Genomic DNA, 15,041 nt, shown 5'->3' on the forward strand with positions numbered 1-15,041 from the left:
CCTAGACGCGGAGACTGGCAAATATCGGGATCGGGGCTATGCGGACCGTCGTCCAGATCAACACGAGTGTCAAGATCACAGCCGGTGACCAGCGCAACTGATGCCAGAGCACGACGGGTCTTCCACGGGTGCGGGCGGTCGTCCACGAGACGTACGTGAACGCCAGTGCAAGCAGCATCACGAGGCCAAAGGCATTGAAACGCATCGCTGCACCGAAATCGCCGTGGATGAGGCTGTACACCATCCGAGTGCTACCGCAACCGGGACAATTGACGTTGAACAGCGCTTTGGTCGGACAAACGGGAATGACCCCACCAGGTGTGGTGGGGTCACTCCAGGAGATGAAGGCGCACAGCGCAATTGCCGTGAATGCAACTGCCGCTGGCGCCTTCAGTGCGGCGAGTCGTGATATGTCATCGTTCTCGGTGTCACCACAATTCGGTGTCATTGCAGTTCGGTGTTTGGCCGCTAATCAGTGTCGCCGGTCGGCGTCGGCGGTCACAGGGAACTCGATCCGGCAAGGACGACGACAAAAAGGAAGTACAGAACAGCGACGGCAACACCTGCGCCGACTGACCACAAGGCGAACTTCTTGGCATCGTCAGCTGATTTTCGCGCAGCGTCGAACTGACCTTGCGCCCACAAAGTGTTGACCTGGCTTGATTTGACGATCGAGACGATGCCGAGCGGGAGGCAGCAGAACCCTGTCACGAGAATCGCCCAGACCAGATTGTTGTCCGGCGGAGGGCCGACCGGTTGTTGCTGGCCGTAGTACGGGTTCTGCGTCATTGGTCACCTAGCGTTCGGAGAAACAGGGCGTTCGGAGAAACACCCTCTGACGTGCGAAGAGCACGGGCAGGTGACAAGATAATCCGTTTCCGAGTGAGTCAGTATCGACTGTTCGTATGACAGAGAATCCGGTTGATTTCTGATTCGGAAGGCGATCCCGAAGACGTCAGCGCATGACCTGTACCTGCTCGGCGATGTCAGCGGCCAGGGCCATCGCAGTCAGAGCGAGGCCGTTGTTGAGGTCGTATCGCAGATGCCCGACATGGCCGTCCTGGACAGCGCGGACTCGTTTCCACGTGGGCGACTCGGCTTCCACAGCGTCGGGGTTCTGTAGCAAGACGAAGTCGGCCTGGTCGAAGATCGCAAGCTCCTCGAGGCTGTAGAAAGTCGAATCCTTCCGATCAGGTGCGGCATGGGCAGCGTCGGTCAAGACGTTCAAGCCGAGGTCCTGCGCAACCGAGACGGCGAACGTGTTGTTCTGCAGCCAGATCTGACCGCTGTCTGCGCCGGCGATCGCAATCGACTTGCCTTCGAGGAGACCACCGATCTTGGCCCGCGCTTGCGCAAGTTCGGCGTTGTATCGGGCGATGACGCGTTCGGCGACTTCGCGGCGATCGAGAGCCGTGAGCTGCGCGGTCATGGCCTGCTTCCACGACGAGCTCGTCGTGCCCTCGTCGACGACGAGCACCGGTGCGATGTCAGTGCCGAGCAGGCCCTTGTCCTGGTAGTAATCCCACCAGCCTTTCCCGACGACCAAAAGATCGGGGTCGTGGCTCAGTATCGATTCGGCATTCGGTTCGTTGTTCGTCCCACCGAGGCGAGCCGCGCCGGCGGGTACCTGGCGCATGAGTTGAGACTTCGGATCCCAATTGGTCGCGACGATCGGGTACTCGGCAAGTAGTGCAAAATCGAGGGCGCCTCGAGCTTCGAGTACCACGACGCGCTTGGGGTCCCGCGGGAGGCGGTAGGCCTGGTCCGCGACGACGATGTCGACCCACTCGTCGGAGGCTTCGGTGCCGCTGGATTCGCTCGAACATGCAGAGAGTGCGCCTAGTGCACCGAGCGCCGCCGCACCGGCCAGGAATCCGCGTCGTGTCAAGGAATCGATCAGACGGGTGAACTCGCCGTCCACATCTCTTGTCGACTGCAAGGGGGTATCGGTCGCAAAAGGGGACACCGTCGGGTGGAAGGTTTCGGTCGATTCGATCACAGGCATGAGAAGGCGCAGCTCCATCTGATGTTCCGGGCATTGGCAGGTGCCTGACCAACGTATTCGAATTCCGTAGCCGCAGCCTTGCTCGAAAGCGCCAATCGCTCAGCGGATTTGGCCATTCGTCACGGGCTCGTGCCACGGGACTCTCCCCTCGGATTCGGCTCGTTGTGGAGGGGCGCGCCCATCTGATCCGAACTCGAGGTATCGTGGCCGACATGCAGCGCGTCTATTTCTGGTTTAGCAGGCCGGCCCCGGGTGGGCCTGCCGGCGTAACCACGCGCTGACAACCTCCACCCAAGAGCCGGACTACAGACCGGCTCGCTGGAGTTTCTCTTCATCTCTGGGGTCGGCCTGAGAACAGGAAACCGAAAACCCCATGACTGTCACCATCGACACCACCGCAGCTTCGGACAGCCTCGACGATCAGCGCACTGTGAGTATCAGTCCGCTCGTGTCACCGGCGACTGTTCGTGCTCAGCACGCTCCGGACGAGGTCGCGGCCGCCACTGTGCGCACCGGTCGGGCCGACACCATCAACATCCTCAACGGTGACGACGATCGTTTGATCGTCGTAGTCGGTCCGTGCTCTGTGCACGATCCGGAAGCGGCGATGGACTACGCCCGCCGGTTGGCCGCCAAGGCCGAAGAACTGCGGGACGATCTGCACATCGTCATGCGCGTCTACTTCGAAAAGCCGCGCACCACACTCGGGTGGAAGGGCCTGCTCAACGACCCCCACCTCGACGGCACGTTCGACATCAACACCGGGCTCGGTATCGGCCGCAAGTTGCTTCTCGACGTGTCGAGCCTGGGCCTGCCTGTCGGCTGCGAGTTCCTTGATCCGATCATGCCTCAGTACATTGCCGACCTGGTCAGCTACGGTGCGATCGGCGCCCGGACCGCCGCCAGTCAGGTTCACCGTCAGCTGTGCAGCGCGCTGTCCATGCCCGTCGGTATCAAGAACTCCACCGAAGGCGACGTACAGGTAGCCGTCGACGGCACCCGCGCCGCGGCAGCGAGCCACGTGTTCCCCGGAACGGACCTCGACGGCCAGGCTGCCTTGATCCGTACCGCGGGCAACCCCGACTGCCATGTCATTCTTCGTGGTGGTAGCGACGGACCGAACTACGATGCCGAGACAGTCGCGGACACCCTTGCCCGCCTGCGTAAGTCGAACCTGCCCGAGCGCGTGGTCATCGACGCGAGCCACGGTAACAGCAGCAAGGACCATGAGCGTCAGGTCATCGTGCTCGACGACATTGCCCGACGTCTGACCGAGGGCGAGCAGGGAATCGCGGGCGTCATGTTGGAGAGTTTCATCGAGGCCGGCCGTCAGGACCTGACCTTGGGCAAGGCGGACGAGCTCACCTACGGTCAGTCGATCACCGACGCGTGCATCGACTGGTCCACCACCGCAGCGCAGTTGGACCGTCTGGCGCAGGCCGTTGCGGCTCGGAGGGGCTGACGCCCCCGTGCGCCTTTTTGGTAGCGCCAACTACCAAAAAGGCGCACAGGGCCGCTAGGCCAACACTTCTCGCGTGGCCTCGACCAGGCGCTCCAGCCAGGCGTCGGTGCCGACGGCGCGGCGCAGTGGCTCGTTGGGCAGTTCGATGCTGACCGGCAGTCCGGCAGGCAAAGTCGACCAGATGTCGGCCAGGGCGATGCCGCCGGTGCCGGGCACCAGACGCTCCTCGCGGGCCTGACGGATCAGCTCTGCGTCCCCAGTGGGAGCGGGGGTCGAACCGTCGCACATCTGGGCGTAGTGCAACCACTCGCGCGGGATGGACGCAAGATCCTCGAGCGTTGTCGCCGAGCGGTCGGTGTGCAATGCGTCGACGAGGACACTGCGAGCCGGACCGTCTGCCGCCGAGACGATCTCGATGGCCGCACGCGCATCGGGCACCGCAGTCCACGGCATGAATTCGAGCGAGGCGACGATGCCGTAGTTCGCGCACAGTTCAGCGAGGCGGGCATAGGAGTCCGTGAGCCGAGCGCGGTCGCGGTCGTCGCCGCCCACCAGAACGGCTTTGGCTCCGAGCTGTGCTCCGGCTTCGAGCAGCGGAGCGTAGTCGGTGGGGTCGAAGTCGGCTGCAAGACGGATGATTTCGAGGTCGAATACCTCGACCGGTGAATCGCCCAGTCGACGCACCAGTTCGTCCAACGACTGCTTGTCCTCGTGCAGAGGGTAGGCCGTCGTACCTGGTGCCGCGGGCATCAGACGGATACCGATGGTGTCGAAGCCGTGCTTTTCAGCCAAGGCGACGTGCTGCATCGGTGCGGTGTCGAGCACTGTGAGGGCTGCCAGTCCGAGTGAGAGTGTCATGCGTGCGCTCCAACTGTCTTGGCTCCGGCCAGTTCCCGGCCGGCCAGGTAACCGAATGTCATGGCCGGTCCGAGGTTGATGCCCCCGGACGGGTAGTGCCCGCCCATCACGCTCGCCTGATCGACGCCGACGGCGAGCAACCCCTCGATGGGGCGGTCGTTGTCGTCGAGCACATGCGACGACGAGTCCGTGACCAGTCCGGCGAAGGTGCCGAAACTGCCCGGCACGACTTTCACCGCGTAGTACGGGCCCTTCTGCAAGGGCGCGAGCGACGGGTTCGGCCACGGATTGGAAGCATCTCCGGAACCTCGGTTGAACGGTGTTGTACCGCGACCGAACTCGGGGTCTTCACCGGCCACGGCCCCGATATTGAAAGCTGCGACGGTTTTCTCCAACTGCACGGGGTCGACGCCGATCTTCTCGGCCAAGTCCCGAAGAGTGCGCCCACGCGTGAGGTACCCCGAGCGCAGGTACGGCTGGATCGGGATCGGCAAGGGCTTCGCCATGCCCAGCGGGAGGTATCGCACATACTGTTGATCGGCAATCAACCACGAGCACACCTCTTCGCCCTCGGGAACCTGCTCGACCATCGCGAGTGTGTAGTCGTGATAGCCGAGTGCTTCGTTGACAAACCGCTTGCCGTTCGCGAGAACTCCGATGACACCGGGCTTTCCGCGATCGAGGATGTGCGGGAACACACCTTCTTTGCCGTTGCGGTAGCGAACGATGGAGACGGGGCAGTACGCGACGGGAGAGGCGAGGGTGCGGTCGAGTCGGCCGCCCACGGATTCGCCGAGGGTGATGCCGTCGCCGGTGGTTGTCTTCGGAGTGAGTGACCAGTGCTCGTTTCCGGTGGGGGTACGGGGGAACAGTTCACGTCGGCGGTCGATGTCCTGGGCGAAGCCGCCGGTGGCCAGTACGACGCCGCGCGTGGCAGTTACCGAGTACGCGCCATCCGGACCTTCGAGGCGGACACCGACAACGCGACCGTCATCGTCAGTCTGCAGCGATGTTGCCGACGTTTTCACCCGAAACTCGACGCCGAGATCGAGCGCTGAGCGAAGCATCATGCCGACAAGCGCAGTGCCGTTGACGAGTTGCTGACCACGACGCTTGGTGGCGAGATCGAACATGTGCTTAGTCACCCGAACACCACAGTGCACAAAGGCTTTTGGTGAGCGGGTCGAGTGCAGGAAAGCCTGCAGGTCGGGCCCGGCCATGATGCCCATACCGAGGAACGACGTTTCGTACAGCTGCCGACGCAGTAGCGCCGCGACATCTGGTCCGAGCTTTCGCAGACTCACCGGTTTCGGTCCGACGGAACGGTGACCCGTGCCGGCGCCCGGTGTGTCACCGTGAATATCGGCGATCTTGGCTCCGGGCACGAACTTCAGAGCAGTCTTGCGTTCGAAGAACTCGACCATCTCCGGGGCGCCGTCGAGAAGAGCATCAACCTTGGCGGCGTCGAAGTTGTCGCCGAGTCGGTTTTCCAGATATGTCCGCGGTGCCGAGCGATCCTCGACAACCCCGTCGGCGATGGCAAACATGTTGCGTGGGGTCCACATCCACCCGCCCGACCAGGCCGTTGCGCCGCCGCAGGTGTCGGCCTTCTCGACAACGAGTACCGACGCGCCGCCATGTGCTGCGGCAATTGCTGTGGAAAGCCCGCCTGCGCCGGAGCCCACGACAACCACGTCGTAGGTGAGGGGGGTACTGCTACTCATTTCTGCTCCTTGGCAGTTGTTGCGAGGGTCGGTGTCGATGTCAGCTCGACAACCTTGCCCGTTCGTGACGATTCGTAGATTGCGGCGATGATGGCAAGTGACGCGCGGGCGTCCCGGCCGGTGACGGCGGGTTCGCGCCCGGTCAGGACCGCGTCGGCGAAGTCCTGAACCTGCAGGGTGTGGAAATCGGTCAGTGCCGCATTGACCGCTCCCACATTGAGATTGGCGTCGATGTCGGCGGAGTACGGCGACTGGAACTCCACTTCGCCCGGCACCGTCCAGATTTCGTTGACACCCTCGTGCCCTTCAGGAAATTCGAGGACGCTGGCAATGGCGCCGGTGCGCCCGATCACCGTCACGCGGTTACCCAGATTGTGATTGGCACCGGTAGTCGCGGTGACGGTGGCGGTGCCGCCCGAGGCAAAGGAGATCACAGCTGACGCGCTGTCTTCGGTCTCGATGTGCTCACCGTGGGTGTGGGTGCGGATGAAGCCGCTGACCGAGACGGCCTCGCCCATGAACCAGGCCAGCATGTCGATCTGGTGCACGGCCTGTGTCATGAGCACGCCACCGCCGTCGGTGTCCCAGCGTCCGCGCCACGCATCGGCCGAGTAGTAACTAGACGGGCGGTGCAGGATCACCGACGCCTCACCGAGCATGGGTAGTCCGATCCGCCCGTCGTCGATGGCGTCGCGGATCCGACGTGCTGCCGGCCAGAATCGGCGTTGGAAGAGCACCCCGAACGTGATACCGGCGCGGTCGGCGGCCTCGATCATGCGGTCGGCGGCAGCAACATCGACTGCGATGGGCTTCTCGCACAAAACATGTACACCCGCTTCGGCAGCGGCCACGACTACCTCTTCATGTACCGGGTGCGGCGTGCAAACGGTGCAGGCGTCGAGTCCGAGGGCGAGAAGTTGCTCCACTGAACTCACGGCTGCGGGAATGCCGTGCGCTGCCGCGAACTCCTGGGCGCGTCCGAGATCGGGATCGCAGCAGCCGATCACCTCGACACCGGGGACTTGTTGCAGCGCGCGGGCATGGTTGCCGGCGATCTTGCCGCAGCCGACGATTCCGACTTTCAACGTCATCAGAAATGTTCCTCTGCTTCGACGTCCCGCGCGGCAGACTCGCCGCGGTCGAGACTGTTCAGTGCTTCGATGTCCTCGCTGGTGAGGGTGACGTCGAGTGCTGCCAGGTTCTCGGCCTGACGCGTCGGGTTCGCTGATCGCGCGACCGGAACCACACCCTGCACGACGTGCCAAGCGAGGACCACTTGAGCTGGTGTGCAACCGATTCGACCGGCGATCTCGCTCACAACGGCGTTGTCGAGCACGTCACCCCGGCCGAGCGGACTCCACGACTGAGTGAAGATGCCAAGTTCGTCGTTTGCGCGGCGAACCGGGATCCGAGCGAGCGACGGGTCCATCTGAATCTGGTTGACTGCCGGTGCCTCGCCGGTTTCGGCGACGACGCGGCGCAGGTGGTGCTCGAGGAAGTTCGACACACCCACGTACCGAACCAGTCCGGCGTCGCGGCAGGCCAGCATCGCCTCGAACGACGCAACGTAACGATCGATTCGCGGGAGCGGCCAGTGGATCAGGAACAGATCCAGCTGGTCGAGTCCCAGTCGTTCCAGGCTCTGCTCGAGCGCTCCGCGGATGTCACCGGAAACCTGGTCGTTTCCACGAAGTTTGGTGGTGACGAACAGTTCTTCTCGCGGTAGAGCAGACTCCGCCAACGCTACGCCGACGGCGTCCTCGTTGCCGTAGATCGCGGCGGTGTCGACGAGCCGGTATCCGGCCTCGATGCCGGAGAGAACCGAGTTCGTGGCGTCGGCACCGACCAGGGGCCAGGTTCCGAGTCCAATGGGCGGCAATGCAGTTGCCACGGGTGTGGCTGCCTGTGTGGTCATGCGTGAACCTCCTGACGTGCCGCAGCGGCGGCGGTGATCGCGACGGCAACGTCGGCTGCGGTCACGAGTGCGGCATGGATGGACCCGCCGTCACCGCTCGCGTCGCCGACGGTATGTACTCCGAGTCGTGGTGCCAGTGAACGGAGTTCGGCAAGAAGTTCCGAACGCGGCCCGACGCCTTGCGAGATCAGCAGTTCGCCGGGAGCATCGACCTCGCTCAGCACACCGGCCGTCGAAATCGTGACGCGGTCAGCGGCGACTGTGGTGACGATCGAGCTGAGGTAGGTCGTGAGGTTCTCACTTGCGGCCAGGCGCGGCAGCAGCACGATCTTTCCGCGGCGTCCGACGTCGTGCGCGATGGCTTCCTGCGGGCCGATCATCACGACCTGGGTGCCCTTCTGGAGCAGATCGTCGGCGACGGCCGCAGCCTCGCGGTCGGCACCGAAAATGGTGACAGCGGCAGGAGCCGGATCGCCGGAGACGAGGAATTCGCGGACGTCGCGAATGGTACGGGTTGATGCTCCGGGGAGATCGACCACGGGGCCGACGCCGCCGGCGGCAAGAACAATGGCGTCGAAATCGCCTCCGGAGAGCAAAGCAGCATCTGCCCGGGTCGAGGTGTGGCAGTGGACCCCGAGTTCAGCCAGTTCTGCGACGTACCAGTCCACGATCCGCCCGTATTCGGGATATTCGTGCAGCTTCGATGCCAGAGCGAAGTCGCCACCGAGGCTGGGTCGCTCGTCGTACAGGTCGACGCGGTGACCGGCAAGTGCGAGGTCGCGGGCAGCGGCCATTCCCGACGGCCCGGCACCGATGACGGCGACCCGCACGGTGGCATCAGCCGGCTTTGTAGGCTGATCCAATTCGCGGCCGACCCACGGGTTGACGGAGCAGGGAATGGGGCCGGCGGCCAGGCTGTCGATGCAGTAGTTGCAGGCAATGCAAGGGCGGTACCGGCCACCGTCGATGGCACGATTCGGGAAGTCCGGATCTGCGTGCAGCGTACGAGCCATGCTGACGAAGTTCGCCTGCCCGGATTCGATGATCCGCGCAGCGATCTCCGGCGACGTGATGCGTCCGGCCACTCCCACCGGGATGTCGAAGTCGCGCTGGTACTGCTCGGAGTACGGCGCGAGGAGACCGCGCGACCATTCACCGGGCTGGATGATCCACTGTCCCGCTTCGTAGTTGCCGGCCGAGACGTCGAGGAAATCGAGTCGGTCGGTGTCGATGGCGCCGACGCGAGCGCGAGTCATCTCGGCGTCGAGTCCGCCGTCGATGCCTTCGAAGGCTGAGAATCGGAGTCCCAGAGTGATTCCCGGTGCGTGCTCGTGGACGGAGGCGATGACCTTGTTGACGAACAAGGTGGGGTCGGCCCACTCGTCGTCGCGGTGATTGTAAGCAGGGGAGAGGAACTGGTGGATCAGATACCCGTGGCCACCGTGCAGGGAGATGACGTCGACGCCGGCCTGCTGGCAGCGTGCCGCGGCTTCACCGAAACATTCGATGATGTGCTCGATGTCGTCGCCGTCGAGTTGTTCTGGCATCTCGCCGCCGACAACCAAACACGGAATCGGTGTCGGGGCAACGGGAACAAACCCGCTGACAGAACCTTGCGCCGTACGTCCACCGTGGTTGAGTTCGACTCCGACGAGGGCGCCGTGAGCGTGGATCGCGTCGGCCATCTTCTTGATGCCGGGAATCCGTTCGTCGACGTCGACGCCCATCTGCCGGATGCGTCCCTTGCCGTCGGCACGCACGTAGCTCGCTTCGGTGAAGATCAGTGCAGCACCACCTTCGGCGCGGCGGGCGAGGTACGCGATGTACTCGTCCGTCATGGTGCCGTCGACTTCGCAGTAGTTGCGTTCCATCGGGGCGGACACGAACCGGTTCCGGAGGCGGACGCTGCCCATGTCGAGAGGTTCGGCGAACGGCGCAGTCACGTTCATCAGTGCTCCTGGTACTTCGCGAGAAAGTAGGTGTTCGGTTGTGCTCATGCGCGTGCCGTCTCGGAGAGCAGCTCGCTCAGATGGCTGCGCATGCGATCCGTATCGGCTTCGACACCCGTCAGGAGTGTGAAGGTGTCAGAGGCTTGAGCCACCAGCATCTGGCCACCGTCGAGGACTCGACATCCGAGAGTAATTGCAGCGTCGAGCAATTCGGTGCGCATCGGTCGATAGACGATGTCCGCGACCCACAAGCCCGCGTGGAGCGCCGCGGGGTCGAACGGAGTTCCGGGATGGCCGACCATCCCGATCGGAGATGCGTTGACGACGCCGTCGCACGTCGTCAGGTTGACGGCGATCTCATCGATCGCCAAAGCCGTTGTGCGCGTGGCAGGAAAGGCCGAGGCGACGCGAGAACACACATCGGCAGCGCGATTGGGATCAATATCTGCGATGCGAAGATCCGTGGTACCGGCGGCGGCGAGTGCGTACGCCACGGCGGAACCCGCCCCTCCTGCCCCGGCAAGCACCACTCGGTCCAGGGCGGCGTCGGGCAAACCGCGCTGCAGTGCTGTGAGGAATCCACTGTGATCGGTGTTGTGGCCGATCAGAAGGCCGTTGTGGACGACAATCGTGTTGACAGCACCGAGCAGTCGGGCATTGTCGGACAGTTCGTCGAGTGCGTCCACGACAACCTGCTTGCACGGATGGGTGATGTTCAGTCCGGTGAAGCCGGCTGCGACGGCGCTCCGCACCACCTCGCCGGTCTTTTCGACCGAGACCGTCAGGTTCTCGAGGTCTACCAGTTCGTAGCTGTAATCGTCGAGTCCGAGTGCTGATGCTTCGTGCGAATGCAGCGCCGGCGAGAGGGAAGTCGAGATCCCGGCTCCGACAAGGCCGATTCGGTGACGTGTGAATTCGGTAGTCATGACATTCTCCTGCATAAGTGGGGACGGCCCCTCGCGGCAATTCAGCGCGAGGGGCCGGTCCGGTCAAGCGTTGTTGCTGGTGAGCTCCGAGTCCTGCTTGGTTGGCAGGCTCGGCTTCGGTTGGCCCAGTTCTGCTGTGGGCGTGCGGTACGTTTCCGGTCCGGTCATTGCCGCGATGGCGGAGACGACGGCGAAGCCCAGGCACATCCAGGCAACCGGTGTCCAGTTGCTCTTGTCTCCGGCTGATATCGCCTGAGCGATAGCCGGTGTGAAGCCGGCAACAAGGAGTCCGAGCATGAGGCTGACGGCCATTCCGGTGTATCGGACCTTCGCGGGGAACTGCTCCGGGAAGTACGCCGGGTACGTGCCGTTGGGCATCGCGTAGAAGATTCCGATCATGACGATTCCCGAAGCGAAGACCATGGGGACGCTTTGGGTTCCGATCGAATGGAAGAAGACGAAGATCATCAGGCCGGCTCCGATCGCGCCGACGACGAAGATGGGCTTGCGTCCGTAGCGATCCGAGAGGATGCCGAACAGCGGCTGAGTCAGTACGGCAACAAAATTGGCGGTCGCGATAGCCCACAGCATCGTGGAGCGTTCGAAGCCGGATTCGACGGCGTACGCCAGGGCGAAGACGTTGACGATGGTGTTGATCATCGCGAAGGTCGAGCTCATGCTGATACGGATCACGGTGCGCCAGTGCGAGCGGAACATCTCGACGACGGGAATTCCGGCCGTCTCGTCCTGTTCCTTGAGTTCTTCGAATACCTCGGGTTCATCCAGGGCGCGACGTAGCCACAGCGCGACGACGGTCACGATGATGCTGAGCCAGAAGGGAACTCGCCAACCCCACGAGTAGAGGTCTTCGTCGGGCAGGCTCGCCACTGGGATGAATACCAGGCTGGAGACGACGATGCCGAACATGATCCCGCTCATGGTGAACGAGGTGAAGAACGAACGACGGTGATCCGGCGCGTGTTCGAGCGTCAGTGCGGAAGATCCGGGTGATTCACCGCCGGCAGAGAGCCCTTGAAGTAGGCGAAGCAAGACGAGAATGATCGGCGCGGCGATGCCGATCTGGTCGTAGGTCGGCAGGCAACCGACGATGACCGTCGCAACACCCATGAGGAGCAGGCAGGCGAGAAGCGCGTTCTTGCGTCCGTACCGATCGCCGAGGTGTCCCCACAGCACCGCGCCGAGTGGGCGGGCGACGTAGGCCACGCCCAGAGTGCTGATCGAGAGCAGCGTTGCCGTCGAGCCGCCGCCAGGAAAGAAGATCTTGGGGAACACGAGCGCGGCTGCGGAGCCGTAGATGAAGAAGTCGTAGTACTCGAGGGTGCTGCCGAGGAAGCCCGAAACGGCGGCGCGGCGCGCATTCGAATTCGGGTGCTCCGCAGTGGAGTGCGTGGAACCGGTGGAGGTGATCGGTGGTGCCATGTGAAGTCCTTTCGTCCCGATGGGCCGGCCGTGGCGGCACGTTTGGTGATGCACCACGCATCGGTGACGTCCCTCACCTTCCGGCGGCTGAGACGACAGTGCCACGAAGGACTATGGCGCGTCCAACACTAAATGAGTCTCAGATAATGACGTTTTTGGTCTCAATGTCCGGCGTCGGCAGAATCTCCTCGGACGTCTCCAGTGCGACGGCGAGTGCATCGGTCATATGCCGGGGTGACCAGGCAATTCCGTGATTCATGAACGTCGGCTCGCCGGTGAGTGGGACGAACACACTGCCAGGTGGGGTGATAGCAGCCATGCCGGACGTCATCAGCGCTACACCGACGCCAGCGGCAACGAGCATGAGGATCATGTACGGATCGGTGATCTCCTGGACGACGCGAGGCCTGAAGTCTGCGTTCATGCAGGCGCGCATCGCGGTTTCCTGGAGGGCCGAGCCGGCCGAGAGCGGGGTGGTCACGAATCCGTCGTCGGCCAATTCGCGGAGATCGATCGCGTCCCTCTCGGCAAGGGGATGGTCGATCGGAAGTACGGCGCCGAACGCCTCCCGTCGGATGAGTCGGGTAGACAGTGATGCGGATTCCACGGGTAGTCCGACGAAGGCGAGATCGAGGGCGCCGCTCTCGAGTTGGATGACCGCGTCGCGCGTCATGATCCGGCCGAGGAGTGTCAGTTCGACTTCCGGATAACGCTGACGCAACGCGCGTGTCAGTGGCGGAAGTGCTTGATAGTTGAGCACTCCGGTGAACCCGATTGTGACTCGTCCGTAGACGCCTCCCGACGACGCGCGCGTAGCGTGTCGTGCCGTCTCCATGTTCTCGATGACGCGATAGGCGTGGGGGAGAAAGGCATGTCCGCCGGATGTGAGTGCGACGCTGCGAGTGCTTCGTTCGAACAACTTGACGCCGATGTCCTTTTCGAGCTTTCGGATCATCTGGCTGAGCGGCGACTGGGCCATCTGGAGCCGTGATGCGGCCCGCCCGAAGTGAAGTTCTTCCGCAACCGCGACAAACGCGTGCAACCAGCGGGTTTCCATCGGCAAGGCCTCCAGGTATTTGACGTTGACAACAAACGCCATATATTCAGAATTTCTACACAGTGTGACGGCAATTATGCCTGTTTGCAACATAAATTGAGTGCGAAGCGCACAGAAACTCAGGAGTGAATGCGATGCAGGGTTACCCGGAGGGTGTCACCGCGCTCGTTACCGGCGGTGCGAGCGGAATCGGCGCCGCCAGTGCAAAGCTGTTGACGGAGAAGGGGGTTCGGGTGGTAACGGCAGATCTTGCCGAAGGCGCGGACGAACAACTCGACGTGAGTGATCCGACAGCAGTCGATGCGCTTCGAACCAGGCTCGGCAGAGTCGACATCCTGATCAACAGTGCGGGAATCGTAGGACCATCAGCGCCACTCGTCGACGTCGACCTCGCGGTTTGGCAGCGTACGTTCCGCATCAACGTCGAAGGGACATTCCTGATGTGCCGGGCGTTCGTGCCGGGGATGGTTGCGTCGGGGTGGGGGAGGGTTGTCAACCTCGCAAGTATTGCGGCCAAGGACGGAAACCCGAATCAGAGTGCATATTCCGCGTCCAAAGCGGCCGTCGTCGCGCTGACGAAATCACTCGGCAAAGAGGTCGCCACCACCGGTGTGCTGGTCAACGCGATAGCTCCGGCGGCCGTGGAAAGTCCTATGAATGCCGGCACCGATCCGGCCATCCTCGCCCGTTCGCAGTCTTTGACGCCGATGGCACGGATGGGGAAGGCGGACGAGATTGCCGAACTGATCTCCTGGCTGTCGTCGTCGGCGGTAAGTTACTCGACCGGCGCCGTGTACGACGCCAGCGGCGGCCGTGCAACATACTGAATTACCTTCTGGGAGAAATCGATCAGAACTCGAGCAGTGACTGCCACAGTTCGCGAGATGCGTCCTGGTACTCGAGCATGTGCGAGATCAGTTCGCGCAGTGGCTGTGTCGGTTCGAGTTCTTCCGGAAGGAGCGGATTGCGCACGATGACCGCGATCACCGCGCTGCCCAGAGCAAGTGATTCGCGGGCCGCCTCCTCGCGATTCATTGTCGCCAGGCGTGTTTGCGCCTGTGTGAGTGCTTCACGGGCCTCGGCGATGTCGGCCAACAGTGCTTCCGAGTTCCAGAGTGTGCGGATTGTCGAATCATCCTCGGGGGCAAGGTGAGCGATTTCCATGACGGCCGATTCGGGGGCGGCGCCGAGTCGGCGGAGAGTGCGGCGGGCGCTGTCCGTGCCGCCGAGGAGATTGTTCGGACGGACTGCGAGTGTGGGCTTCCACTCCTCGAAACCCGCCAGTCGCAGCGCTTGATCGTGCCGGCGGGCGGCAGTGCGGTCGCTTCGTTTGAGCCCCGAGTGCTCGACGGCGATCCAGGTGCCGTCCCAGGGGCGTATGCGATCGGTACGAGTTCGCCACCCCTCGACCTCGCTGTAGGTGGGGATGCCGTCCGGGTTGAGGACGTACGTTCCACGAGCGGTACGACGCAGTTTGTTCTCTCGGCACAGGCGGCCCGTTGCCACGCGAATGCTCGATGCGCTGACGCCGACGATCTCGCCGGCCCGGGTCAGCACAGCGGTGCTGAACTCGGTGTCCGGGCTCGCTGTTGCGAGGTCCAGCACAACTCGGGTTGCGGACATTCCTCGATCAGTTTGTAACAACTTTTGAACAACTCCTGACAGATTCTGTTACAAGTGGCATGGTGGGTACCGGGAAACCTTA

The 15,041-nt window shown here is 63.2% G+C and carries 14 protein-coding genes; 2 read left to right on the forward strand and 12 right to left on the reverse strand.

Translation table 11 applies throughout. From position 1 onward, the window contains the following. Position 1: 1 nt before the first annotated feature. The 3 genes from ASU23_RS09560 to ASU23_RS09570 form a co-directional block, all read right to left on the reverse strand. Positions 2–448, reverse strand: coding sequence for a DUF2752 domain-containing protein (locus ASU23_RS09560; protein ID WP_051649551.1), 447 nt, complete (start codon positions 446–448; stop codon positions 2–4). A 50-nt stretch (positions 449–498) separates the two neighbouring features. Beyond that, positions 499–789 carry a CD225/dispanin family protein gene (locus ASU23_RS09565; protein WP_058037797.1) on the reverse strand — a complete coding sequence of 97 codons (291 nt, stop codon included), beginning with the start codon at positions 787–789 and terminating at the stop codon, positions 499–501. 166 nt (positions 790–955) lie between these two features. Next, positions 956–2,005 carry an ABC transporter substrate-binding protein gene (locus ASU23_RS09570; RefSeq protein ID WP_039973352.1) on the reverse strand — a complete coding sequence of 350 codons (1,050 nt, stop codon included), beginning with the start codon at positions 2,003–2,005 and terminating at the stop codon, positions 956–958. A gap of 373 nt (positions 2,006–2,378) precedes the next feature. Between ASU23_RS09570 and ASU23_RS09575 the strand changes: the two genes are divergently transcribed. After that, entirely contained in the window at positions 2,379–3,467 is a 1,089-nt protein-coding gene (locus ASU23_RS09575; RefSeq protein WP_003940571.1) for a 3-deoxy-7-phosphoheptulonate synthase, read from the forward strand. A 54-nt stretch (positions 3,468–3,521) separates the two neighbouring features. Here the strand turns inward: ASU23_RS09575 and ASU23_RS09580 are convergent, their stop codons facing one another. From ASU23_RS09580 to ASU23_RS09615, 8 genes are all read right to left on the reverse strand, one after another. Continuing rightward, positions 3,522–4,325, reverse strand: coding sequence for a sugar phosphate isomerase/epimerase (locus ASU23_RS09580; RefSeq protein ID WP_054188895.1), 804 nt, complete (start codon positions 4,323–4,325; stop codon positions 3,522–3,524). Continuing rightward, a complete protein-coding gene (locus tag ASU23_RS09585) occupies positions 4,322–6,049 on the reverse strand; it encodes an FAD-dependent oxidoreductase (protein WP_058037798.1) in 1,728 nt (575 codons plus the stop codon). Before ASU23_RS09585 ends, ASU23_RS09580 begins: the two co-directional genes overlap by 4 nt. Beyond that, on the reverse strand, positions 6,046–7,140 hold the full coding sequence (locus ASU23_RS09590; RefSeq protein WP_058037799.1) for a Gfo/Idh/MocA family protein: 1,095 nt from the start codon (positions 7,138–7,140) through the stop codon (positions 6,046–6,048). The genes ASU23_RS09585 and ASU23_RS09590 overlap by 4 nt, the downstream gene beginning before the upstream one ends. Then, a complete protein-coding gene (locus ASU23_RS09595) occupies positions 7,140–7,964 on the reverse strand; it encodes an aldo/keto reductase (protein WP_058037800.1) in 825 nt (274 codons plus the stop codon). The genes ASU23_RS09590 and ASU23_RS09595 overlap by 1 nt, the downstream gene beginning before the upstream one ends. Beyond that, complete coding sequence (locus ASU23_RS09600; RefSeq protein WP_058037906.1) at positions 7,961–9,913, reverse strand: FAD-dependent oxidoreductase; 1,953 nt, start codon at positions 9,911–9,913, stop codon at positions 7,961–7,963. Before ASU23_RS09600 ends, ASU23_RS09595 begins: the two co-directional genes overlap by 4 nt. A gap of 44 nt (positions 9,914–9,957) precedes the next feature. Then, positions 9,958–10,839, reverse strand: a complete 882-nt coding sequence (locus ASU23_RS09605) for a shikimate dehydrogenase (RefSeq protein ID WP_058037907.1) — start codon at positions 10,837–10,839, stop codon at positions 9,958–9,960. A gap of 63 nt (positions 10,840–10,902) precedes the next feature. Further along, complete coding sequence (locus ASU23_RS09610; RefSeq protein ID WP_058037801.1) at positions 10,903–12,279, reverse strand: MFS transporter; 1,377 nt, start codon at positions 12,277–12,279, stop codon at positions 10,903–10,905. 139 nt (positions 12,280–12,418) lie between these two features. Continuing rightward, a complete protein-coding gene (locus tag ASU23_RS09615) occupies positions 12,419–13,336 on the reverse strand; it encodes a LysR family transcriptional regulator (protein ID WP_054831264.1) in 918 nt (305 codons plus the stop codon). 134 nt (positions 13,337–13,470) lie between these two features. Here ASU23_RS09615 and ASU23_RS09620 point away from each other — a divergent pair, with 134 nt between their 5' ends. Next, positions 13,471–14,163 (forward strand): SDR family NAD(P)-dependent oxidoreductase, encoded by a 693-nt coding sequence (locus ASU23_RS09620; RefSeq protein ID WP_003940470.1) that lies wholly within the window; start codon positions 13,471–13,473, stop codon positions 14,161–14,163. A gap of 22 nt (positions 14,164–14,185) precedes the next feature. Here the strand turns inward: ASU23_RS09620 and ASU23_RS09625 are convergent, their stop codons facing one another. After that, positions 14,186–14,959, reverse strand: coding sequence for a hypothetical protein (locus tag ASU23_RS09625; protein WP_058037802.1), 774 nt, complete (start codon positions 14,957–14,959; stop codon positions 14,186–14,188). Positions 14,960–15,041 lie beyond the last annotated feature (82 nt).

The organism is Rhodococcus sp. KB6 (genome assembly GCF_001445685.1).
In the GTDB taxonomy this organism is placed as follows: Bacteria; Actinomycetota; Actinomycetes; order Mycobacteriales; family Mycobacteriaceae; genus Rhodococcus_F; species Rhodococcus_F qingshengii.

What these genes read in the sequence shown, in the direction of transcription:
- ASU23_RS09605 (WP_058037907.1), bottom strand. Translation starts at nt 10,839, where the DNA reads ATGACTACCGAATTCACACGTCACCGAATCGGCCTTGTCGGAGCCGGG.
- ASU23_RS09570 (WP_039973352.1), bottom strand. Translation starts at nt 2,005, where the DNA reads ATGCCTGTGATCGAATCGACCGAAACCTTCCACCCGACGGTGTCCCCT.
- ASU23_RS09625 (WP_058037802.1), bottom strand. Translation starts at nt 14,959, where the DNA reads ATGTCCGCAACCCGAGTTGTGCTGGACCTCGCAACAGCGAGCCCGGAC.
- ASU23_RS09590 (WP_058037799.1), bottom strand. Translation starts at nt 7,140, where the DNA reads ATGACGTTGAAAGTCGGAATCGTCGGCTGCGGCAAGATCGCCGGCAAC.
- ASU23_RS09600 (WP_058037906.1), bottom strand. Translation starts at nt 9,913, where the DNA reads ATGAACGTGACTGCGCCGTTCGCCGAACCTCTCGACATGGGCAGCGTC.
- ASU23_RS09580 (WP_054188895.1), bottom strand. Translation starts at nt 4,325, where the DNA reads ATGACACTCTCACTCGGACTGGCAGCCCTCACAGTGCTCGACACCGCA.
- ASU23_RS09620 (WP_003940470.1), top strand. Translation starts at nt 13,471, where the DNA reads ATGCAGGGTTACCCGGAGGGTGTCACCGCGCTCGTTACCGGCGGTGCG.
- ASU23_RS09575 (WP_003940571.1), top strand. Translation starts at nt 2,379, where the DNA reads ATGACTGTCACCATCGACACCACCGCAGCTTCGGACAGCCTCGACGAT.
- ASU23_RS09615 (WP_054831264.1), bottom strand. Translation starts at nt 13,336, where the DNA reads ATGGAAACCCGCTGGTTGCACGCGTTTGTCGCGGTTGCGGAAGAACTT.
- ASU23_RS09565 (WP_058037797.1), bottom strand. Translation starts at nt 789, where the DNA reads ATGACGCAGAACCCGTACTACGGCCAGCAACAACCGGTCGGCCCTCCG.
- ASU23_RS09585 (WP_058037798.1), bottom strand. Translation starts at nt 6,049, where the DNA reads ATGAGTAGCAGTACCCCCCTCACCTACGACGTGGTTGTCGTGGGCTCC.
- ASU23_RS09595 (WP_058037800.1), bottom strand. Translation starts at nt 7,964, where the DNA reads ATGACCACACAGGCAGCCACACCCGTGGCAACTGCATTGCCGCCCATT.
- ASU23_RS09560 (WP_051649551.1), bottom strand. Translation starts at nt 448, where the DNA reads ATGACACCGAATTGTGGTGACACCGAGAACGATGACATATCACGACTC.
- ASU23_RS09610 (WP_058037801.1), bottom strand. Translation starts at nt 12,279, where the DNA reads ATGGCACCACCGATCACCTCCACCGGTTCCACGCACTCCACTGCGGAG.